General features: G+C 71.2%; 12 protein-coding genes. 2 read left to right on the top strand and 10 right to left on the bottom strand.

Going from position 1 to position 22,257, the window contains the following annotated elements; all coding sequences use genetic code 11:
- Positions 1 to 82 precede the first annotated feature (82 nt).
- The 7 genes from ABT299_RS06530 to ABT299_RS06560 all read right to left on the bottom strand — a co-directional run bounded on the left by ABT299_RS06530 (position 83) and on the right by ABT299_RS06560 (position 11,897).
- Positions 83 to 2,914, bottom strand: coding sequence for a helix-turn-helix transcriptional regulator (locus ABT299_RS06530; protein ID WP_500250017.1), 2,832 nt, complete (start codon positions 2,912 to 2,914; stop codon positions 83 to 85).
- 356 nt (positions 2,915 to 3,270) lie between these two features.
- A complete protein-coding gene (locus tag ABT299_RS06535; RefSeq protein ID WP_500250018.1) occupies positions 3,271 to 6,051 on the bottom strand; it encodes a helix-turn-helix transcriptional regulator in 2,781 nt (926 codons plus the stop codon).
- 1 nt (position 6,052) lies between these two features.
- On the bottom strand, positions 6,053 to 8,581 hold the full coding sequence (locus tag ABT299_RS06540) for an AAA family ATPase (protein WP_387028307.1): 2,529 nt from the start codon (positions 8,579 to 8,581) through the stop codon (positions 6,053 to 6,055).
- Positions 8,582 to 8,800: 219 nt separating this feature from the next.
- Complete coding sequence (locus tag ABT299_RS06545; protein WP_500250019.1) at positions 8,801 to 9,259, bottom strand: cupin domain-containing protein; 459 nt, start codon at positions 9,257 to 9,259, stop codon at positions 8,801 to 8,803.
- Complete coding sequence (locus ABT299_RS06550) at positions 9,256 to 10,206, bottom strand: alpha/beta fold hydrolase (protein ID WP_500250020.1); 951 nt, start codon at positions 10,204 to 10,206, stop codon at positions 9,256 to 9,258. The genes ABT299_RS06545 and ABT299_RS06550 overlap by 4 nt, the downstream gene beginning before the upstream one ends.
- 79 nt (positions 10,207 to 10,285) lie before the next feature.
- Positions 10,286 to 11,074, bottom strand: coding sequence for an SDR family NAD(P)-dependent oxidoreductase (locus ABT299_RS06555; RefSeq protein WP_500250021.1), 789 nt, complete (start codon positions 11,072 to 11,074; stop codon positions 10,286 to 10,288).
- Positions 11,075 to 11,099: 25 nt separating this feature from the next.
- A complete protein-coding gene (locus ABT299_RS06560; RefSeq protein ID WP_500250022.1) occupies positions 11,100 to 11,897 on the bottom strand; it encodes an alpha/beta hydrolase in 798 nt (265 codons plus the stop codon).
- A 404-nt stretch (positions 11,898 to 12,301) separates the two neighbouring features.
- Between ABT299_RS06560 and ABT299_RS06565 the strand changes: the two genes are divergently transcribed.
- Positions 12,302 to 13,135, top strand: coding sequence for an alpha/beta fold hydrolase (locus ABT299_RS06565; RefSeq protein ID WP_500250023.1), 834 nt, complete (start codon positions 12,302 to 12,304; stop codon positions 13,133 to 13,135).
- A 236-nt stretch (positions 13,136 to 13,371) separates the two neighbouring features.
- Complete coding sequence (locus ABT299_RS06570) at positions 13,372 to 14,160, top strand: alpha/beta fold hydrolase (protein WP_500250024.1); 789 nt, start codon at positions 13,372 to 13,374, stop codon at positions 14,158 to 14,160.
- 730 nt (positions 14,161 to 14,890) lie between these two features.
- Here the strand turns inward: ABT299_RS06570 and ABT299_RS06575 are convergent.
- Genes ABT299_RS06575 through ABT299_RS06585 form a run of 3 tightly spaced genes read right to left on the bottom strand, consistent with a single transcriptional unit; the run spans position 14,891 to position 22,246 of the window.
- Complete coding sequence (locus tag ABT299_RS06575; protein WP_500250025.1) at positions 14,891 to 16,645, bottom strand: hypothetical protein; 1,755 nt, start codon at positions 16,643 to 16,645, stop codon at positions 14,891 to 14,893.
- Complete coding sequence (locus tag ABT299_RS06580; protein ID WP_500250026.1) at positions 16,638 to 21,002, bottom strand: DUF6603 domain-containing protein; 4,365 nt, start codon at positions 21,000 to 21,002, stop codon at positions 16,638 to 16,640. Before ABT299_RS06580 ends, ABT299_RS06575 begins: the two co-directional genes overlap by 8 nt.
- Positions 20,999 to 22,246, bottom strand: coding sequence for a ComEC/Rec2 family competence protein (locus ABT299_RS06585; RefSeq protein WP_500250027.1), 1,248 nt, complete (start codon positions 22,244 to 22,246; stop codon positions 20,999 to 21,001). The genes ABT299_RS06580 and ABT299_RS06585 overlap by 4 nt, the downstream gene beginning before the upstream one ends.
- Positions 22,247 to 22,257 lie beyond the last annotated feature (11 nt).

Consider the following 22,257-nt stretch of genomic DNA (forward strand, 5'->3'; position numbering starts at 1 on the left):
CCCTGCTCGCCCGGTGACGACAGCGACCTGTTCGGCCGGCTCGAGTTCGACCGGAGGCCGGCGCCCACCGTCCGCCGTGGATTCAGGCGTCGTCGCGTAGGACGGAGGCGAGTTTGCGGCGCGAGCTGATGGCGAGTTTCCGGAAGACTTTGGTGAGGTGGTACTCGACGGTGGAGGTGCTGAGGAACAGGCGGGCCGCGATCTCGTCGTTGGTCGCTCCGGCGGCGGCGAGGCTCGCGACCTGTTTCTCCTGCGGCGTCAGGCCGTAGGTGGTCTGCTCGTCGCGTCTGCGGGGCCGCTCCCCCGTTGCCAGGAGTTCGGTCTTGGCCCGTTCGGCGAAGGCCGCGGCGCCCATGGTCGTGAACATCTCGTACGCGATCCGAAGTTCGGCGCGGGCGTCGGCGCGGCGTCGGCGCCGCCGAAGCCACTCGCCGAACAGCAGGTGGGTCCGGGCGAGCTCGGTCACGATCTGGGTGCGGCCGAGCAGGTCCACTGATTCGCGGTAGCGCTCCTCGGCCTGCTTGTCGTCGGACATCAGCGCCCTGCAGCGGGCGAGGAGGCCCAGGCCCCACGGCGTCCGGCCGGCCGTGGCGCGCTCCTCCAGCCTGGCGAGTGCGACCTTCGCGGCGTTGTCGTCGCCGCTGCGCACGCCCGCCTCGACGATCTCGTGCAGGGACCGGGCGGCGAGACCGGGCCGGTCGCGCTCGAACGAGGGCAGGGCACGGGCCAGCGCTTCGCCGTAATGTCCGAGGCTGTTCTCCAAGACGGCCAGGGAGTTCATGGCGAGGTCGTCGAAGCCGATGCCTTCTGCCGCCATCGCTCGTATCTCGGCCTCTCTGCCGCTCCAGGCCAGGAGCTCGATCCGCTGGATCGCCCCAGGGCGCGGCTGTCCGACGACCTCGGAGAGTTCCGCCAGCTCATCGTGGAGCGCTTCGGCCGCTTGGAATCGGCCCGCCCGCAGTTCCCAGGTGGCTCCGACCATGAGCGTGCTCCGGAGCACGCCCAGCGCCCCATTGGTCCGGTCGTAGGCTTCGAGCCGCCGCCACGCCCGGCGCCCGCCCTCGTCGTCCCATACCTCATCGGCCGCGAACATGCTGATGACGGCGAGGGGCAGGCCTTCTTCGGTGAGGTGCCGGTCTGTGCCCAGAGCGGTCAGTGCGCTGCGCATCAGCGGCGCGGCGGACCGGTGGCCGACGGCGATGCGCGTGGCGTAGCCGTTCAGGAGCAGATCGGTGTAGGTCGGTTCCGGCGGCTGCGTCGCGGGCGACGCCAGCACTTCGCGGGCGAGGTCCTGCTGGGTGAGGGTGGCGATGTGGCCGTCGGTGAGCAGGACGGCCTGGAGCGCCTCGAACATCATCTTCCGCGCCAGACGGGCGTCCGATCCGGCGATCGACTTCGCCGCCTCCAGGAGGATCGCGGGTGCGGCGGCGAACCGGCCGGAGTACGTCTCGGCCGTCGCCCTGGTCTGACGGGCGAGGGCCCGGAGCACGGGGTGATCGAGACCGTGCTCTGCCCGGTCGAGCATCCGGCCGGCGGCGGCGGGATCCCCGAGCACGAGGTGGGCGCGGGCCGCCGCGACGAGGCGGGCGGCCTGATCGCGAGGATCGGGGGAAAGGTCCGCCGCGCGGGACAGGAAGGCGGCCTGCTCGGTATGGCCTCCGCGGGCCCGCGCACGTTCGGAGGCGCTCTCCAGCTCGGCGGCCACCTCCTCGTCGAGCCCGATCGTGGCCTCCGCACGGTGCCACGCATGGTGGTCGGGGTCGAGCACGGGATCGCTCACCGCCGCGAGGGCGGCGTGGACGAGCCGCCGGTCCGCAGCGTCGGCGCCCCGGTAGACGGCCGAGCGGATCAGCGGGTGCCGGAAGTCCAGGGACGGAGTCAGGATGTTCGCGGATATCGCGAGATCGGCCCCATCGCCGGCGATTCCAAGATGTCCGGCGGCCCGCCAGAGCAACCGGAGGTTCTCCGGCGGCGCGGCGGAGACGAGCAGGAGCAGTGATCGCGTCCCCGCGGGGAGTCGCTCGATCTTTCGCAGGAAGTGGGTCTCGAGGAGACTGCCGACCGGGAGAGGCTTGGGCAGCGGAGCGAGGCCGGTGAGCTGTTCCGGGGTGAGCGCGCGGGCGAGCTCGATCAGTGCCAGCGGGTTACCGCCGGTGCCGGTGACGATCCTTGCGGCGACGGTGCCGTCGAGGCGTCCGGCGACGCTCCTCGACAGCAGGCTTACGGCGTCGTCGTCGGGCAGCCCGGACACCGTCATGGCGGGGAGCCCGTCGAACGCGGCCTGCCCGTGCCGGCGCGTGGCGAACAGCAGCCCGATGGCCTCGGCGTACAGGCGGCGCGCAACGAAGGCCAGGGCCTCGGCCGACTCCCGGTCGAGCCACTGCGCGTCGTCGACCACGCAGAGGAGCGGCTGAGGCTCGGCTGCGCCGGCGAGAAGGGTGAGAGCGGCCATGCCCGCCAGGTAGCGGTCGGCCGGGGGGCCGGCCATACGGCCGAACGCCGTGTGCAACGCGTCGCGCTGCGGGGCGGGGAGAGCGTCGATGCCGGGCAGCCATGGGCGCAGCAGGCGGTGCAGCGCCGCGAAAGCGAGGCGCATCTCCGATTCGACTCCGGCGATACGGACGGCGCGGACGTCCGGGTAGCCGGCGGCGGCCTGGTCGAGCAGGCTGGTCTTGCCGATCCCGGGCTCGCCGACCAGTACCAGTGTGCCGCTGTGGCCCTCACGGACCCCGGTGAGGAGATCCGCCAGGACGCGCAGCTCCTTGTGGCGGCCGACGAACGGGATGTGCGCGACCGCGTCCGCCTCGCAGGCCAGAGCGCCCGCCGCCGGCAGCTCCCCGGCAAGGGCGTCCGGGCCGCCGACCTGCGGGGTGAGCGCATCCGATTCGTCGGCGAGCCCGACCTGGCGGTTCATGACCGCGGGCAGCCGCGGCAAGTGGCCCGGGAACGGCGCGCGGAGCCCGTGCAGGCCGGCGAACTCCAGCTCCGTCGTCCGTTCCGCCGGGCGGGGAGGCCGCCTCCCGGCCCGTCGCCTCCGTGTGCCTCTTCGAGCCTGCGCACTGGGCCCTCCCGTTCCTTCGAACTCCCGCCTGGCGGTGGTAGGGCCGAATCTAGGCTCGCGAGCGTCGGGACTCGTCTGGCATCCGACTGAGTATCCGAACCGCGTCACGGTACGCCGGGCGACCAGAACGCACTCTGTGTGATCACCATCAGGCGTCGATGAGTACCGGTGCGGTCGTGGATCGGTCATCGGGCCGGACGCGGGCCGCGTCAGGAGCCGCCTGAGCCCTGCACACCCAGCAACGCGGCGAGCTGTGCCCGGGTGCTGACGTCCAGCTTGGGGAAGATCCGGTACAGGTGGCTGCCGACCGTGCGGTGCGACAGGTACAGCCGCTCGCCGATCTCCTTGTTGGACAGGCCCTCGGCGGCGAGCCTGGCGATCTGCAGTTCCTGAGCCGTCAGTGAGGCCAGCCCGGTGGTCTGTCTGGTGGCGGACTGGGCACGGCCCCCGGCGGCGCGCAGTTCGATCCTCGTCGCCTCGGCCCAGCTTCGTGCACCGATCAGGTCGAAGGTGAGCTGCGCGGAGTGCAGGGGGCGCCGGGCCTCGGCGACCCGGCGCTGCCGGCGCAGCCACTGCCCGAAGGCCAGCTCGAGCCGGGCCCGCAGCCACGGCCAGCGGGTCAGGTCCGCGCCGAGCGCGGCCAGGAAGGCCTCTTCCGCCGCGTCGTCGGAGGCCAGCACCGCGCGCGCATAGGTGAGCTGCCTGACCAGGATGGGCGATTGGACGGTGACGGCCTCCGCTTCCAGGTCGGCGATCAGTTCGCGGGCCTCGTCGGCCAGGCCCGCGCGCACCGCCGCCTCGGCGAGGAAGCTGACGCCGTGGAACCGTTCGTGCACATGGAAGGCCGGATCGTCCGGATCGAACAGCTGCCGCAGCGCGTGGTACGCGTCAGCGTGCCGGCCCGCGCTCAGGTGGGCGAACCCACGTGCGAGCTGCCCGCAGGCCAGCAGGTTGCTGAGCCTTCTGCCCGCCGCCGACCGCTCCGTCTCGTCCACGATCGCCAGCGCCTGCTCGTGGTCGCCGCGCAGCGCCAGGAGCATGGCGTACAGCGCCTGCGAGCCGGCGTCCCAGATCGCCTGCCCGGTGTCCACCGCCAGCCGACGCCCCTCCTCGCTGGCGGCCCAGGCATGCTCCCAATCGCCGATCTCCATGCTGTCGATCACGCTCATCGTCAGCACCTGGGACAGCAGGCCCAGCCTGCCCTGCTGGCGCAGCACGGTCTCCGCACGGCCCAGGAAGTCGACCGAGCGGACCGGATCGGCTACCGCGGCCGCGGCCATGCCGTAGAGCCAGAGCGCGGCCGGGTCGGTGATGTCCTCCAGTCGCGCCCTCGCCAGGCTCTCCGCCACCGTCCGGTACTCGCCCAGCGGGTCGGCGATGCTGAAGATGGCCGTGAGCTGGGCGTCACCGGGCGGGCGGTCGATCCGGCGGGCCACCTCGCAGACCCGGACCCGCGCCGCCGGGCCGGTGTCCGCCCACCAGCAGCGCAGCCCGGCCGCCTGCAGCAGGTTCAGCGCGAGTGCCGAGTCGCCCGCGTCGATCGCCTCCTGCGCCGACTCGCAGAGCGCGAAGACGTGGTCGGCGTCGCCGGGCACACCGTCGTGGAAGATCTCCCGGAGCCACTGCATCCGTACTTGATCGAGCCGGGACAGCGAGGTGCGTCCCGCGCGGTCCAGCAACTGGTCGACGAGGTCGGCGCGGCCGAGGCCGAAGGCGTGCTCGGCGGCGAGCATCAGCCGCCGCCCCCGCGTGGCCGAGTCGGTGCTGAGCTCGGCCGACCGTTCCAGGGCCCAGATCACCTCGGACACCGAGCCGCGGCGCAACGGGATGGTGTGCGCCCGCTCCATCTCGTCGGCCACCTCGTCGTCCTGCCCGCCGATGGACTGCGCCCGGTGCCAGACCCGGCGGTACGGCTCGCCGGTGAGCACCTCGGCCAGCGCCGCGTGGGCCGCCTGCTTGCGGGCGACGGACTCCTTGCCGATGATGGCCGCGCGCACCAGCGGATGCCGGAAGTGCGCGTGGAGGGCGTCGAACCGGACGAGCCCGGCAGCGACGGCGGCCTCCAGCACCGCAACGTGCACGTCCTGCCCGGCGAGGGTCGCGGTGCCCGCGATGATCTCCCCCAGGTCGCCGGTGTCGTCCACGGCCGCGATCAGCAGCGCGTCCCGGCAGAGCGGCGGCAGGTCGTCCAGTCGCGCGGCGAACGCGCGCTCCAGCCGCGCCGTCAGTTGGAGCGAGTGCGGCGGCTGCTCCCCGTGCTCCGCCGCGAGCCGGCTCGCCGAGCGCAGGGCCAGTGGTAGCTCGGTGAGGGCCAGCGGGTTCCCGGCCGCCTCTCGCAGAATGCGCTCCCGGTCGGCGTACCGCAGGTCGGCGGCGTGCCTGTCCAGCAGCGTGCGCGCGTCTTGCTCGGCGAGGCGGTCGAGGTTCAGTTGCGGCAGGTCGGTGGCGGCGAACACGCTGTCGTGCCCGGCGCGGACCACCCCGATCAGTACGCAGGGATCGCTGCCGATGCGGCGCGCGATGAAGCCGAGGACGTCCTGGGTGGGCTGGTCGAGCCACTGGACGTCGTCGACGGCGATGAGCAGTGGCTGCCGGGACGCGACGTCCGTGAGCATGTTCAGGGTCGCCAGAGCGATCATGAACAGCTCCGGCGTCCGTTCGGCGGCGTAGGAGGAGTGCATGCCGAACGCGGCGTGCAGAGCGTCACGCTGCGGCTCAGGCAGTTGGCCGGTTTCGGTCAGCACCGGCCGCAGCAGCTGGTGCAGACCCGCGAACGGGAGGTGCGCCTCCGCCTCGACGCCGGCGGCGGACAGGACGGTGGCGCCGGCGCTCTTGCCGTGGGCGGCGGCGGCGCGCAGCAAGGACGTCTTCCCGATGCCCGGATCTCCCACGACGATGATCGCCGCGCCCTCGTCCTCGATCGAGCCGATCAGGTCGGCAAGGACCCGCTGCTCCCTGTCCCTGCCTATCAGCCCGACCGGCTCCGGCATCCTAGAGTCCGCCGCCGGCTGCCCCGAGCTCGGCTCGTGCGCGGTCAGCCCAGGGTGCGGCGCCGATGCGGTCGAGCTCCGCGGCCGCCGGCCGCAGCGCCGCCATCGCCTCCGTGCGCCGACCGAGCCGCCTCAGCCAGCCGCCGTACGCCAGGTTCGCGCAGGCCTCGGCCCAGGGCCACCCGGCGAAATCCTGGTTCATCAGGTCCGCGTAAAGCGGACCGGCGGTTGCGTCATCAGCGAGCACGGCACGAGCATAGCGGAGGTGAACGATCAGTAGCGGTGACGGAGTCTTGGTGGCCACCTGCGACAACTCGGCTACGAAAGCGTTCGCGTGGGCCTGCCGCCCCGCCTCGACCGCCGCCTCGGCGAGGAACATCACGGCCCCGAATCGCTCCCGCTGGTGGAAGCTCGGATCGTCGGTGCGGAACGCCCGCGCCAGTTCCCGGTACGCCTGGTCGTGCCGTCCGGCGGCCGACAGCGCGGCTCCCTTCGCGAGCTGCGCCATCGACAGCAGATGGTTCAACCGCTGCCGGCTCGCCGCCGCCTCCACCTCGGCCGCGTAGCTGAGCGCCTGGTCCGTATCACCTCGGAACGCGCTGCTCAGCGCGTCGCAGGCGAGGGCACCGATACGCCAGATCGGCTGGCCGGTCTCCTTCGCCAGCAGCTCCCCCTCCCCGGCGGCGGCCTGTGCTCCGTCCCAGTCGCCGGTCTCCAGCCGGTTGACGACGCACAGCGAGAGCACCTGGGACAGCAGCGCCAGCCGCCCCTGGCTCCGCAGCAGCGCCTCCGCCCGTCCGAGGAAGGCCAGGCTGCTGACCGGATCACCGATCGCGGTGGCGGCGATGCCGAAGACCCGCAGCGCGTCGGCGTCGGCGATGTCCGCCGGCCGGACCTCGGACAGCAACTCCACGACAGTGCCGCATTCGACCACCGGCCCGGCGAGCGCGAGCGTGGCGACGTACCGGTGGTCATGCGTGGTACCCGCCCCGCCGGCCAGGGCCTTCGCGGTGGCGACCACGTCGTCCCTCGCAGCGGGCCCGGTGTCGGCCCACCAGCACCGCAGCGCCGCCCCGAGCAGCAGGTTCAGCGCCAGATCGCGGTCGCCCGCCCCGCTGGACTGCCGCGCCACGTCGCAGAGCTGATGCACCCGCGCGGCGTCGCCCGGCACCCCGTCGTGGAAGATCTCCCGCAGCCACTGTGCCCGTGCCCAGTCGAGCTCGGACAGGTCGCATCGCTCCGCAGCCGTCACCAGGAGGCCCACCTGCTCCTGCCGGCCCAGGCTGAAGGCGTGCTCCGCGGCCACCAGCAGACGGTGCCCCCGCTGGGCCGAGTCGCCGGTCAGCTGGGCCGACCGATGCAGCATGCCTATCGCGGACATGACCGCGCCCCGGCCGACGGCCGTCGCCGCGCTCGTCTCCAACTCGTCGGCTATCTCCTCGTCGGGGCCGACGATCGACTGCCCCCGGTGCCAGGCGCGCCGGTACGGATCGGCGTCCAGCACCGCGGCGACGGCGGCGTTGGCGGCGTGCCTGCGCTCCAGAGTCTCGGCCTGCAGCACGCCCGAGCGCATGAGCGGGTGGCGCAGCACCAGGCGACCGTGCTCGACCTGGACCAGGCCGACCTCCTCGGCCCGACGGAGGGCATCGGCGGTGACCGGGGCCCCGTGCAGCACCGCTGTGGCGGACAGGATCTCCGCCGCGTCGTCGACCGGGTCGACGGCCGCGATCAGCAGCGCATCACGGGCGGCCTGGTCCAGCTCGGCGACCCGGCCGCCGAACGCCCGCTCCAACCTGGCCGTGAGCGGCTGCCAGTCCTGGGCCTCCGGATGGGCCGCACCGGTGAGGGTCTCGGGCAGCTCAAGCAGCGCCAGCGGGTTCCCCTGGGCCTGGTCCCTGATACGGCGCCGATCGGCCACACCGGCCACGCCGGCCAGACTGCGCAGGATCTCCTCGGCTGCGTCGCCGTCCACACCGCGGACCGCCATCTCGGGCAGCCCGGCCGAGGCGAACGGCCCCGGATACCCGGTCCGGACGGTCCCGATGATGGCGATCCGCAGCGGCGAGCGGCGGTGCGCGACGAACGTGAGCACATCCTGGCTCTGCGCGTCCAGCCACTGCACGTCGTCGGCCAGGATGGCGATGGGCTGCTCGTTGGCGGCCGCCTCGAGCAGGTCCACCGCCGCCAGCGCGACGGCGAAGATGTCCGGCCGCTCCCCCGCGGCCAGACCGAACGCGGTCAGCAACGCCTGCCGGCGCTGGTCCGGAAGGCCGGCCATCGAGCGCAGCAGCGGACGCAGCACCTGGTGCAGCCCGGCGAACGGCAACTCCGCCTCGGACTGCACCCCAGCGGCCGCCAGAAGCCGGAAGCCCGCGCCGCGCGCGACCTCCCGGGCGGCGCGCAGCAGGGCCGTCTTGCCGATGCCGGGGTCCCCGGTGAGGACGAGGCACTGGCCCTCCTCGGAAACCTCGCCGATCATCTCCATCAGGGCCCGGACCTCGGCGTCCCGGCCGAACAATGCGCTGGTCATCAGCGTAAAGTAACGGTGAGCGCCAGCGAGATGAATGCGTCAAACGACTGTAGGCGCCGGACGAACTCCTGGCGGTGGCCATCACCCCGCCCGGCGCGCCGGCAACTCGCCGCACAGCTTCCGGACGACGCGGGTCAAGGCGTCGGGCACCAGCGGTCGCCTGCCCAGAGAACGGCAGCCGAGGCCACGAGCCGCGTTGCGCGTGTCCACACCGGCGCCTCACCCGGTGGGCGGAGGCCCTGCGACCCGCACGTGATAGGTGTCCGCGGAGGCCAGGATCGCCGCGAGGTCGAATGCGGGCGGTGCCTCGTCGAGGCCGGCGACCGGTGAGCCGTTGGCCGTGAACCAGTCTTCGACGCGGCCGGGCGCGAACACGGCGGCCAGACGGGCGGTCGCGCTGCGGACGAGATAGCCGTGCGCGACACCCCGCGGGCCGTGGGCCACCTGGCCGGGCTCCAGATCGAATCTCTCGTCGCCGACGAAGAAGCTGACCCTGCCGTCCAGGACGATCCAGATCTCCTCCTCGTCCTCGTGGACGTGCAGTGGCGGCGCGTGACCCGCGGAGTCGGTGAACTCCATCACCGAGAGGGCGCCGCCGGTCGCCTTACCGGGCACGAGCACGCGGACCTGTCCGCCCAGGAACCAGAACGGCTCCGCGGAGCCGGGTAGAGCGGTCATGACGATCCCTCCAGGAAGTGGAGGAGGAGGTTCGTCGTCTCCTCGGGATGCTCCTCGTAGATCCAGTGGCCGGAGTCGGGGATGACGACGCCGGTGACGTGCTTGGCGTACTTCTTCGCCTGGTCGCCCACGGAGGAGCCGAGGCTTCCCGACGCGCCGATCGCGAGCACGGGCATGGTGAGTTTGGTCTTCTTGTAGCGGGCGTCGTTCACCATGTCCTGCGGCAGGGTGCGGAACCATGCCAGGCTCGCCTGGAGATGGGCCTTGTCCCGCAGGTATCCGGCGAACACCGAAACCTCCTCCGGGCTGACGGATCCCTTCTTGACTTCGAGGTTGTCGATGAACTTGCCGGTCCACAGGGTTTCGCGGCCTTGGATGAGTTCCTCGGGCATGCCGTTGGAGAGGGCGAAGAAGCCGAAGTGCCATGCGCCGGGCCCGTCCTTGGTCAGCGACGGGAAGGTGTAGATGCTCGGGTCGGGGATCGGCGCCTCGCTCAGGACCAGCTTCTTCACGTCCGACCGGTGCGCGGCGGCGTAGGAGTAGGCGACCATCGTGCCGATGTCGTGCCCCACGATGCGGAGGTCCTTGGAGAGGCCGAGCTGGACGAGCAGTCCGTGCAGGTCCGCGGCCATCGTCTTCTTGTCGTAGCCGGTCGCCGGTGCGTCGCTGCGTCCGGCGCCGCGCAGGTCGGGGGCGATGACCGTGTAGTGCTCGGCGAGAACCGGCATGATGTGCCGCCACTCGTACCAGGTCTGCGGATAGCCGTGGATCAGGACCAATGTCGGGCCGCGGCCGCCGATCACGTAGTCGATGCCGACCGGGCCGACGCGCGCCTTGTGCTCGGTGAATCCGGCGGGCATCTGTTCCTGGGCTTGGGCGGACGTCGGCGGGGCGGCGTCCGCCTGCCGGGTGGCGGCGGCCGCTGTCAGGCCGGCGGCCGCGGTCACCACGGCCAGGGCAAGGCCGAGTGGCCTGGAAAGGACGGGACGGTTACGCATCAAGAACTCCAGAGGGCTCTTTCGGAGATCACAGTGTGGTGATGAGTCCGCCGTCGATGGTGAAGTCGGCGCCGGTGATGTTCGCGGCCCGGTCGCCGGCCAGGTACACCACGAGGTCGGCGACCTCCTCCGGGCGGGTGAAGCGTCCGGTGACGGACTCGCTCGCGGCCAGGTCGGCGACGGCCCCCGCGTCGTCGCCGGTGGCGCTCGCGAGGGTCGCGGCGACCCCGTCGTCACCCAGCCACAGCGCGGTCGCGACGGGGCCGGGGCTGACGGTGTTGACGCGGACGCCCGACGGCCCGACCTCTTTGGACAGGGACTTGCAGAAGCTGGACAGTGCGGCCTTGGCAGCGCTGTAGTCGATCACGAGCGGATCGGGCAGCGCGGCGTTGACCGAGCTCACGGTGACGATGCCGCCCGCGCCGCGCTCCACCAGCCGGGGAAGAGCGGCGCGGGTCATGCGGACGGCCGCCAGAAGGTTGATCGTCAGCGTCGCGTCCCAGTCGTCGTCGGTGACCGACAGGAACCCGCCGACGCGCGGACGGACCGCGCCGACATTGTTGACCAGCACGTCCAGACCCCCGAAGGAAGAGACCGCCGCCTCGACGACGGCGGTCGCCGCCTGCGGGTCGGTGAGATCCACCGCGACCGCGAGCACCTGTCCCGCCTCTTCCAGCGCCTTCAGCTCGGTCGAACCGCTCTTGGAGACCGCCACCACGGACGCGCCCTCCTCGGCCAGGGCGCGTGTGACGGCCAAGCCGATCCCCCTGCTCGCGCCCGTGACGATCGCGGTCTTCCCGGACAGGCCCAGATCCATGGCGGGCTCCCTTCGACGGACGGATCTAGAGGGACTGCTGCCGCAGCCAGGTCAGTGCGGTGTCGGCGACCTCGCGCCACCCGCTGTCGATGGTCAGCGAGTGGCCCTTGGAGGGGAAGTCGGTGATGTCGGTGACGGCCTCGGAGTGCCGGTACTGCTTGAGCGTCGCCCGGACGACCGCCTCCGGGACGGTGTGGTCCTTCCCGCCCGTCATCAGCAGCAGCGGGCCGCGCGAGGCGTTCGCGGTGTCGACCGCGGCCGGGGAATGCGGGTTGAAGTTCGCGGCGGCGGCCTCGAACAGCGGCTTGCCCGGTGCGGGGATCGTCCACTTCTCGAACAGCGCGTCCGACTCGGCCTCGGGGATGGCGTTGCCGAACGCGAACCGGAACTGCTCGGCGGTCAGCGACACCGCGCGGTGCTTGTTCGCGGGGTTCTTGAACACCGGAAGCGTGGCGCGCAGCGCGGACAGCGGCAGCGGGAGCACGCCCTTGATCTGCGCGGCGTCGATCGCGACGGCCGCGCGGGCCAGGTTCTGCCCGAGCAGCTTCTGCGCGATCATCCCGCCGAAGGAGTGGCCGATGAGGATCGGAGCCGAGTCCAGGGTGCGGATGATCCCCGCGAAGTGCTCGACGACGTCGTCGATGCCGTGGTCGGCGATGCTCTCGGGGGTCTCACGGGCCTCGGCCACGGTGTCGGGGTCGCCCGGCCAGCCGGGGGCGATCGGCGCGTAGCCCTCCGCGCCGAACAACTCCATCCAGGGAGTCCACGATGCGGCGTGAAGCCACAACCCATGGATGAAGATGACGGGGATCGGTGTCGTCATGGCTGTCTCTCCAGGTTCGGGTGCCAGTGTCACCTCAGAACACCATCCGCACCGGGCGCCTCGTATCGGGGAAAGACCCCAGTCCGCGCACTCGACTCGCGCAGGTGAATAGGGGAATTCGGGGCCGGCGCGTACCGCCTATTGCCGTCGCGCCGCGGATTCAACGGCTCGCCTCCGCTGCGCCGGGCGCGATCTGTGACCAGTGACGGGCCGGACCGAGGTTCGTCGGCCGGGAGCGGAAGTCCGACCGGTCGCGGCCTGCGGTGCATGGGCTCGGCCGTGTTCTCGGACGATGCCCACACCTGGCGCCGGATGCGGCTGGGGTGTTCCCCCGATGCGAACGGAGACCACGCGACCTGACGCTGATGAGGCCGGCATCCGCCGGTCCGCTGAGGGAGGACATCATGTCGTACGTCAAGGTGGGCACCGAGAACGGCGCCGACATCAGCCTCTACTACGAGGACCACGGTCACGGCCGACCGGTCGTGCTCATCCACGGATACCCATTGGACGGGCATTCCTGGGAGCGTCAGCACCGGGTTCTGCTGCAAGCCGGGCACCGGGTCATCACCTACGACCGACGCGGCTTCGGCCGCTCCAGCCAACCCACCGTCGGATACGACTACGACACCTTCGCGGCCGACCTGGCCGCGCTGCTCGACCGCCTCGATCTGGCCGACGCCATCCTCGTCGGCTTCTCCATGGGTACCGGTGAAGTCACCCGCTACCTCGCCGGATACGGATCGGCCCGAGTGCACAAGGCCGCGCTGCTCGGCGCGGTACCGCCGTTCCTGCTGAAGACCCCCGACAACCCGCAGGGCGTCAACGGCCAGGTCTTCGATGACATCAAGGCAGCCATCACCGCCGACCGGTACGCCTACTTCGAGAGCTTCTTCAACGACTTCTACAACGTGGACAAGCTCGCACCGGCACGGATCAGCGACCGGGCCTGGCAGGCCGGCTTCAACGTCGCCGCCGGTTCCTCGCCGTTCGCCACCTACGCCTGCGTCGACACCTGGCTGACCGACTTCCGCGACGACCTGCCCAAGATCGACGTCCCGGTACTGGTCGTACACGGCACCGAGGATCGGATCCTGCCCATCGAAGCCACCGCCGACCGTCTGCCCGCACTCATCAACGACATCCGGCTGGTACGGGTCGAGGGCGGGCCGCACAACATCGCCTGGACCCACCCCGACGAAGTCAACACGGCGCTCCTCGCCTTCCTCAACGAATAGCAGAGCAGGGGCCTGGAGTTTGCGGTCAGGCCCCTGAAGCTCGCTGCCGGCCCCCGAGCCATCCGACCGCACCCCGCTGCTCAAACCCGCCGCATTCCCTTGGTTCGGCAGCGCACGACCTACCGTCCACGAAGCCGGTCCGTCATCGGCCGAGGAAGATCCGACGAGAGAAGAGCATCATGCACAAGCAACGATGGAAGCGTCCCGTCCTGATTCTCAGCACTGCCCTGGCCGCAATGGCCCCCATCACGGCCGTCACCACGGCACAGGCGAGCCCCGCAGCCCATGCGACAGGCCCCAAGCCCACGATCGTGTTCGTCCACGGGGCGTTCGCCGACGCCGGCGGCTTCAACGCGGAGATCTCTTCTCTGCGCCGACTCGGCTACCCCGTGATCGCTCCGCCCGACCAGCTCCGAAGCCTGACCGGCGACGCCGACTACGTACGCTCCGTCCTGACCACGATCCCCGGCCCGATCGTGCTGGTCGGCCACTCCTACGGCGGTGCGGTCATCACCAACGCCGCCCGCGGGGTCCCCAACGTCAAGGCGCTTGTCTATCTCGGTGCATACGTACCGGACGAGGGCGAAAGCCTGGCGACCGTCCTGCCCCCGGCCCGGTTCCCCGGCTCTCTGCTCGGCCCCGCCACCCTCATCGTCCGCCCGGCCCCGAACCCCTATGCGACCGGCGGCCAGGACGCCGACGTCTACATCGACCCGGCCGACTTCCGGGCCGTCTTCGCCGCCGATGTACCCGCCGAAACCGCAACCGAGATGGCGACCACCCAGCGCCCGCTCTCGGCCACCGCACAGACCCAGCCCTCAGGCGACCCGGCCTGGAAGACCATCCCGTCATGGGACTTGATCACCCTCGACGACAAGGCCATCCCGCCTGCCGGGCAGAAGTACATGGCCGCTCGCGCCAAGGCACACATCGAAACCGTGCGGTCCTCGCACGCCGTCATGGTCTCCCACCCGGCCGCCGTGATCAGAATCATCCTCGACGCCGCACGGTCCCTGTCCCGCTAGGCGGCGACAGATCCACACCGACGGCGGGACCGACAACCCCGCGACCTCACCGACATCCTCCCTGCGGCGGTGACCGAGCCACCCGGCGGGTGGGGGCGGAACATTGCGTCCGTGCAAGTCAAGTGGCGTTCGGAGGATGCCACCGAGTCGGTCTCGCCGGAGGATGCAGACCCACCCTCCGGCGGGCTCTCACCACAACCCCATGGCCCCACACCGCCCGCCCTGCACTTGTCGAGAACCACGTTCGCGCAGGTCAACGCTCGTACTCGTTGAGCATGCCGCCCAAACGCGGCCTTCGTTGAACGTCCAGGCGAGTGATCTCGTCGGGTTCGATGATCGGTGAAGGCAACGGCGCCGGAAAGCCAACGACAGAGCGTGCTCTGACCTGCGGGAACTTGGGGTGGGCGATACTGGGTTCGAACCAGTGACCTCTTCGGTGCGAACACGACCGATCATGCCCGAAAACACGGCCTTCCTGCATCACCGCAGGTCAGACACAGTCCTTCAGCGCAGCTCAGCGCACCTCAAAGAAGATCGAATCTTTTGCGATCTCCCACTATTAGCGCCTCGCGCCCCCAAGCCCCTTTACGTTGTAGATTTCGTGGCCAATGATCGCTGGTTCGAGCACTGCCGGGCGCGCCACCCTGACCTGGATCTCAGCCGGGAGGCATTCGTGGCGCCGGCGCGCGGGTCACCGTCGCCGTGGGCGGACGTCCGCCCAGGGGCGCGGTCAGGTGAGGAAGCTGATGCGTTCGCCGGTCTCGATCATCTGGCGGGCGAACTGGCCGGCGGCGAAGGGCGGCATCGACAGAGCGGTGGACATGGCGGCGGCGAGAGAGGCTATGGGGAGGCGGCCGTTGGCCGTCAGAGGCATCGGGGAGAGCTGGGGCCCTGAGGCCCCGGCGGCGTCGCGCAGCGTCTTGGTGAACTGGCCGTCGGTGGGGAGTTCGACGGCGAAGTGCAGTGTCTCGGGGCTCTGGTGGACGTCGAGGCGGCCCAGCGTTCCGGCGAACAGGCAGAGCAGAAGGTCGGGAGTGAGCCGCCGGGTGAGGACGGCGGGCAGCTGGGTACCGCCGGCGTCGAACCCGTCGACCAGCAGCCCGGGATAGCCCGAGACCACGTCGGAGCGGATCAGCGCGCCCGTCACCGCCGGGTGCGGCGGAGCAAGTGTGCGGGCCGCGTCGAGCTTGGCGTCCGCCGAGGTCAGTCTGCCGATGCTGAACGCGCCGTCGACGAGGCGGCCCACCCAGCGGAGGTCGAGCGAGAAGAAGCGGATGCTCTCCACCGGCAGCAGGCGCGCATCCGGGACCAGGTAGCCGAGCGGCACCCCGTCGAGGGTCCAGAGGTCCTTGAGAAAGGTGGTCACCGTGTCCGGCAGCGTGTCGTCGATGGACGGCACCGCCAGCGGATACCCCGAGGCCGGTTCCAGCGTCGCCCGGAGCGTGGCCTGCGCCCGCCGCCGCTTCCACTCGTACAGCGCGGTGGCGAAGCCGGTGCTCCGCAACCCGAGCAGCCGGCCCAACTCCCAGGCGGTGGCGTAGGAGGCGTCGAACATGCCGACCTCCGAGTGGAAGACCAGCAGGTGGTCGGAGGAGAGCGTCGGGTCGGCGGGCGGCAGGGCGACCGGTCCGGTGGCCAGCGGCCCCCGGTACCACGACACCGCCGACGACCCGTCCCGAAGCCGGTGCCGCACCGGCACGTACCCGGCACGCAGGAAGGTGTCCGCCGCGGCGTTCCCGCTGTCGGGCAGCCGGTAAGGCGACCCGTGCCGGGCCAGGTCCCTGATCAGGGTGGCGAAGGTCTGGTTCCCGGACAGGCAGGAGAACCGCCAGGACGCCAGGCTCACCAGCCGGACCGGTCCGCCGGGCCCCAGGTCGAACCCGTTCGGCCCGTACCGGCCCTCGACGGAGACCAGGTGCGCGGTCGAGGCCCCGCCGGACGGCGGCAGACGGTCGCCGAGCACGACGGCCGAGTCCGCCGTCCCCGGGCTGCGCCGCAGGTGCGCCAGGAACGGCAGGTCGGCGACCGACGGCAGCAACTGCTCCAGCAGCGCTCGCGGCACGTCGATCACGGTGACCTGGTCGTCGGGGGCTTGGTGGGCCTCAAGCGCCGGCGCCGGGCAGTACGCCGGTCCCGAGGCGAGGTCGCCCAGCCGGACGATCTGGGGCACGGGCCGCTCGGCGTCGGTGAACAGCAGCAGCACCAGCCACGGGCCCGGTACGCCGGCCGACCGCTCCCACGGCAGCGTCGGCCGGTCGAGCATCACGTGCGGCAGCACGTTGTGGTGGTCGCCGAGCGACCCGTCCGGCGGGAACACCGCCGCGATCCTTCCCTCCGGCAGGGTGAACCGGTCGCCGCTGACCGTGAAGGTCCGGGTGGCGGCGAACGAGGCGCCGTTCAGCGCGACCGTCTGGGTGGCCGTGACGCTGTAGACACCGGTCGTCAGGACCGGCACGGACTGGTCGACGAACGAGATGTCAGCCATGCGCGACCACCTGGGGCGTCTCGAGGAACTGGTCGGTGGTGAAGCCCGCCAGGTCGACCGTGGCGCCCTTGAGCACGGCGTCGACGATGGCGGACCGTGTCGAGGCGGTCGTGGCGTCGCCGAGTCCCCTGGTGATCGCGGCCGCGCGCGCGGCGTCGGCCTCGGCGGACTGGGCGAACTCCTGGGGCGCGGTGAAGGCGATGGCGGCCCGCTCGGTGAACAGCGGGGTCGTGGTCTTCAGCGCGGAGTCGGGCAGCATCGGCGGGCCTGCGGGCTCGACGGGCGGCTTCGGCCGGATCCGGTACCCGGTGAGCAGGCCGTCGATGAGCTGCGGTGAACTCGTCGATGGCGCCAGGTCCCCGCCCCAGAGCGCGTACGGCAGCGACTTGCCGACCGTCTCGTAGGCGAACAGGTCGTCCACCCGGCGGCCGCCCTGGGTGATCTCGATGCGGTGCGACGTGGTGGTGGTCGCGACGTCCATCGGACCGATCCCGAAGGCCTTTCCGAGCGCGGGCAGGTCGGTGCCCCCGCTCTGCGGCCCCCGGGAACCCGTGCTGGACGGGATGCTGGAGTCGGTGACCAGGACGAGGTTGTGCGGGTCGAGGACGCCCAGGTCGGAGCCGGTGCCGGCGGCCAGGGTGCCGCTCTCGGCGGTGATCGTGGTGATCTTGTCGGCGGGCGGCAGCAGGGTGGACTGGAAGCGGGCCCAGTCGACCGGTTTCGGTCTGGGGTTCGCGGCGGCCCCGAACGCGATCGAGAACGAGATGACGAACAGGTGGATCGACGCCGTGCCGGAGAAGTCGGGCCCCCAGATGTGCAGGTCCGCGCCGACCTCGAAGCCGATGGTGTGGGTGCCGAAGAGGGTGAAGGTGTAGGAGGCGCCGAGCGAGATGTGCAGGGACACCTCGTAGTGGAACGGCTGCCAGCCGATGAGGAAGTCGGCCGAGGCGTCGAACCAGGCGCGCAGCGAGCCGTCCTGCCAGGTCGCCGACAGGTCGCCGCCCGCCATCAGGCACGACGGCGTGAGCGCGAAGTACGCCCCGCCCCTCAACTGGAGCTGCTCGGTGACCTGCCAGTGGAAGCCGAGCCTGGGCGCGTTCGGGTAGTGGGCGGGGACGGTGAAGTGCGGGTGGTAGCCGCCGACGGTGACCACGAAGTCGCCCGCGTGCGGTCCGGCGAACCAGGTCGTGGCCGCGAACCCGCCGACGAGGTGGCAGTCCCGCGACAGCAGGAAGGAGTTCTCGGTGAGCTGCGCGGACACCGAGAGCAAGCCGTCGTCGGGGACGAATGAGCCGAGCATGGCGATCTGTACTTCGGCGATGGGCGTCGCGCCGGGCTGGGCCGCGTCGGTGGCCGGCAGCACCACGGTCGCCATGCCCATCAGGTGCAGCTCGAACCGGTTCCCGAAAGCCAGCACCAGCAGCGCGAACGCGTCGATCATCTCGAGAAGGACGGCCCGGAGCCCGAACATCAGGAAGATGTCGCCCGGTGAGGGCGGCAGCGCGGTGTTCAACCGGGCGAGCTGGCCCGGCAGGTCGGTCCCCGGCGGCGGACCGGAGATGGCGTCGATGACCGGTGGGAAGTCGGCCAGCTCCGAGACGGGCGGCACGATCAGCCGCCGGTTGTAGCCGAAGCCCGCCGCCACCCCGGTGAGCCGCAGGAACGCCGGCCCGATGCCCGCGGGGTAGTTCAGGAAGGCGTAGCCGAACAGCGACGGCCCCTGCGGGAGCTGCATGTACGAGCCCATCGCGCCGATCGTCAGGGTCGGCGTGACGATGGTCGCGAGGCCGCTGTAGCAGCGATACGTGGCGCCCTGGAACCTCACGTCGCTCTTGAGGAACGCCCCGCTGATCGAGACCGGTCCCGCGACGTACGACAGCCCCAGTCCGGACAGGTCGAACGTCGGGCCCGCCGCCGGGTCCGACAGCGCCAGCCCGGCCGACAGGCCGGACGCCGACAGGGTCAGCCCGGCCACCGACAGCGAGGCGTCCAGCAGGAACGCGAGCTGCGCGCTCTGTCCGGGTTCGTGCTGGTAGGCGATGCCGATCCGGGCGATCCGGATGGGGCCGAACGACCGCTGGACCTTGTACCAGAGCGCGTTGTCGGCCGTCTGGACGTCCTTGGACGAGGTGGGCGCGGGCGGCTGCGGCCCCTCCTTGACCGGCAGACGCAACGGTCGCTCCAGCGCGCCCAGCTTGAGCACGCCCTCGATGAGGAACCCGGCGGCCAGGTCCTGGTCGGCGGGCAGCTTGGTGATGGACGCGGGCAGCAGCCCGTCGACGGCCTTGACCTGGGCCGCGGTCAGGTTCGCCGAGGCGGCCCCGAGCCGCAGCGGGTCGAAGCCCCACGTGCCGCCCTTCAGCCGGTCGCCGAGGACCGGCAGCTTGGACAGGTCGATCGTCGCGGTCAGGTCCACGCCGAACACGACGGCCGACCCGTCCACGGCCAGGAACGCGTCGCGCAGGTCGATCCGGATGCCGTCCGGGACGGCCGCGGCGGCGCTCGGCGAGATCGCCGCGACCAGGTCCTTGATCGTGGGGATGGGGTCGTCCGGGCCGTGCGTGTAGCTGGCGATGAAGATCCTGTCGGTGGCCTGGGCGGCGAAGACGAGGGCGAAGGTGGGTGTGAACGGGCCGGTCGGGGTCGGTACGGTGACGGCCAGCGAGGCCGCGAGCGACCGCGCCGCCGTGTCGATGGCGAGGGTGAGGGCGACCTTGGCGGTGTCGATGGGGAACATCGCCGTGCCGGTGAGGAACAGCCGGCGGCTGCCGGTGGTGACCGACATGCCGAGGTTCAGCAGGACGAGTTGGGCGATGGGAGCGGGCAGGGTGATCTGGCCGGTGTGGTCCGCCAGGTCCTGGAACAGCGCACCGATGGGGATCTTCTGGCCGGGGCCGGTCTCGCCGCTGAACATCCACTGCTTGTCGGGTGCCGGGTCGTACTGGGCGGCGATCTTCAGGTCCACGCCCGCGATGGTGAAGATCGCCAGGGCCTGGAACCGGGTGTCGGTGCCGTGGTCGACCGCGAACATCACGTCGGTGAGCGCCAGCCCGGTGGTCAGCTGCCATGTGCCGGCCAGTTCGAGGAACGCGTGGTAGGCGACGCCGCCGGTGCTGGACGGCAGGGTCAGGCCCAGGTCGAACTTCTGCACCGACAGGTCGGGCACCGTGGCCGGGTCGGCCCCGGTGAAGTCGCCGTAGACCTCCCGGATGCTGAGCGGCCCGTCGTCCTGGCGCAGCGCGGCGGAGAGCGTGCGGGCTCCGAAGTCCGCGCTCACCTCCAGCGTGCCGGTGTTCCCGATGCCGAACAGGCCGCCCAGGATGCCGGTGAGCGAAGGCGACGAGAGCGGCCGGTCGATCCGGAAGTACAGGTCGACGGCGTCGAGCGTGAACAGGTCCTGGACGATCGTCCAGGACTCCCGGGTCTCCAGCTTGACGGACACGTAGTCCACCGAGAGCCGGGCCGGGCTGACCATGAGCTGGACCTCGGTCAGCTTCACCGGGTTGGTCACGGTCACGTCGAACGGGATCGGCAGGCCCTGCTGCCGGGTGAAGGCGACGATCTCGGCGAAGGCCAGGTCGCCCAGGGCCGAGAAGTCGCCGCTGAACAGGAGCCGGTCGCCCCAGCCGGCCAGGAACGCGGAGACCAGCACCTGCCGCTGCTGTCCGGACACGGCGATCGGGATGGCCGCCGTCACCACGACCGAGCAGAGCACCATCCAGTCGATCCGGTCGTAGTTGAAGAACGGGTCGGACGTGATCTCGTACCGCAGGCTGGAGAGCGTGAACAGCCCGACGTCCACGCTGCGGTTCTCCGGGCCGTACAGCAGGATGTCGGGGACCGGGGTGGTGGTGAACCCCAGCTCCGGCGGGCCGCTGACCATGGTGACGACGCCGGTGATCGTGTGCGTGGTGTTCGGCATCAGCAGGTCGAGCGGGGCCATCGCCGTGGAGATGATGAGCGTTCCGGTGAAGGCCATCTGCTGGGCGGTGGAGTCCAGGGTCAGCGTGGGCGCCTGGAAGTGCAGCGTGTCGAAGACGGTGTGGGCCAGCGGCGGGAATGCCCGTGTGAAGGTCCACGACGAGTCGGCGGTGGCGGTCACCACGACCGTCACGCCGTCGGCGGTGCCGGTGAAGACGGCGGTCACCTGCATGCCGGTGAAAGGACCGGACGCGCCGGTGCCGGCGACGGTCACGCCGCCGGTCGTCTCGGTGCGGTCGGTGACGGCGTCGAGGGTGAAGCGGCCGGCGGGGAAGAAGCTCGCGAACAGGGCGCTGACGCCGGTCAGCGCGCTGAGCGGGACGTCCACCCGGGCGCCGGTCCGCGTCACGGCGCTCTTGATCTGGTCGGGAGTCATAGGTCCACTTCGAAGGTGTCGCGGGAACCGGTGGTGAAGACCTGGTAGGTGTCGAAGCTGCTGCCGTGGGTGCGGTTCCCCCAGCCGGTGGCCTCGTAGTAGAAGGTCTCGTGCTGGGCGATCTGGGTCCGCAGGGAGGTGGCCAGCCGCTTGCGGTAGCGGACGATCACCTCACCGCTCGGCAGGCTGTGCAGGGGGATCTTCTTGCCCGCGCTGGCGATGACGAGCCGGGGGTCGACCAGGTCCACGAACGCCTGCTGCGAGGAGGTGACGATGCTGGCGTGGTGGCCGGCCTGGAGCACGTCCAGGCCGGCGATCCGCGCCTTCACCGTGTTCATCAGGAAGGTCTCGGTGTTGGTGGTCGCGTCGCCGCACATCAGCACCTTCTTGATCGGCCCTCCGGGCGGACCGACCTCGATCAGCGTGACGACGCTGCCCCGGTTGTTGGGGTTGCTGCCGTCGTTCTGGTACTGGTGGAGCACGTCGGCGGCCAGGATCGAGATCTTGCAGTTCGGCTCGTCCACGATGAGGATGCCGCCGTTCCCGTCGAGCCGGTCCTCGGTGACTCCGCCGCCCGCGGCGACGACGGCCTTGGAGTTGATCGAGACTTCGCCGGGCGCGCCGTTGGCCGGATCGTGGTTGAGCACGACCTTCTTGCCACCGGTGTTGGAGTCCGCCAGCCGGCCCACGAGGTAGCCGCTGGCGCCGCCCTGCGCGTAGCTCGTGCGCAGCGCGCTGAAGTACCAGTTGTTGATCGTGTACTGCCGGCCGAGGACCCGGCTCAGCAGGTTGTAGTGGTCGGTGTCGGGATGCGTCGTGATCAGGGCGTCGATCGTGTTGCTGCCGGCCAGGAACTTGGGGCCGTTGATGATCGCCTGGAGCCGGGCGATGAAGACCGCCTTGGTCTCCTTGTCGGCGGGGTCTTCTTCCCCGGCGTCGGACCCGCAGTCGAACATCAGCACCCGGCCCTGCGGCGTGGACATGATGGCGCTGTCGCCCTGGCCGACCCGCATGAAGGCGATGTGCAGGGAGCCGTCCCCCCGGTTCCCCGGCTGGGCGGCCGGCCGGTTGGCCAGGGCGGTGGCGCGCTGCTGAGCCAGCGCCTGTGCGGCGGCCGCGACCTGGGCCTGCTGGGCGGCGAGCACCGCCGCCCGCTGGGGGGCGGTCTGCGACCGTGTCTCCCGGCCGCCCGGGTAGACGTTCGCGGCCGTGGGGGTCACCCTGACCCGTGGCTGCTTCGGCATTTTCGGCATGG

This window comes from Spirillospora sp. NPDC000708, assembly GCF_040299565.1.
Taxonomy (GTDB): domain Bacteria; phylum Actinomycetota; class Actinomycetes; order Streptosporangiales; family Streptosporangiaceae; genus Spirillospora.

Excerpts from the sequence above, each read along its gene's own strand:
- ABT299_RS06530 (WP_500250017.1), bottom strand. The coding sequence starts at position 2,914 with ATGAACCGCCAGGTCGGGCTCGCCGACGAATCGGATGCGCTCACCCCG.
- ABT299_RS06535 (WP_500250018.1), bottom strand. The coding sequence starts at position 6,051 with ATGCCGGAGCCGGTCGGGCTGATAGGCAGGGACAGGGAGCAGCGGGTC.
- ABT299_RS06540 (WP_387028307.1), bottom strand. The coding sequence starts at position 8,581 with ATGACCAGCGCATTGTTCGGCCGGGACGCCGAGGTCCGGGCCCTGATG.
- ABT299_RS06545 (WP_500250019.1), bottom strand. The coding sequence starts at position 9,259 with ATGACCGCTCTACCCGGCTCCGCGGAGCCGTTCTGGTTCCTGGGCGGA.
- ABT299_RS06555 (WP_500250021.1), bottom strand. The coding sequence starts at position 11,074 with ATGGATCTGGGCCTGTCCGGGAAGACCGCGATCGTCACGGGCGCGAGC.
- ABT299_RS06560 (WP_500250022.1), bottom strand. The coding sequence starts at position 11,897 with ATGACGACACCGATCCCCGTCATCTTCATCCATGGGTTGTGGCTTCAC.
- ABT299_RS06565 (WP_500250023.1), top strand. The coding sequence starts at position 12,302 with ATGTCGTACGTCAAGGTGGGCACCGAGAACGGCGCCGACATCAGCCTC.
- ABT299_RS06570 (WP_500250024.1), top strand. The coding sequence starts at position 13,372 with ATGGCCCCCATCACGGCCGTCACCACGGCACAGGCGAGCCCCGCAGCC.
- ABT299_RS06575 (WP_500250025.1), bottom strand. The coding sequence starts at position 16,645 with ATGGCTGACATCTCGTTCGTCGACCAGTCCGTGCCGGTCCTGACGACC.
- ABT299_RS06580 (WP_500250026.1), bottom strand. The coding sequence starts at position 21,002 with ATGACTCCCGACCAGATCAAGAGCGCCGTGACGCGGACCGGCGCCCGG.
- ABT299_RS06585 (WP_500250027.1), bottom strand. The coding sequence starts at position 22,246 with ATGCCGAAGCAGCCACGGGTCAGGGTGACCCCCACGGCCGCGAACGTC.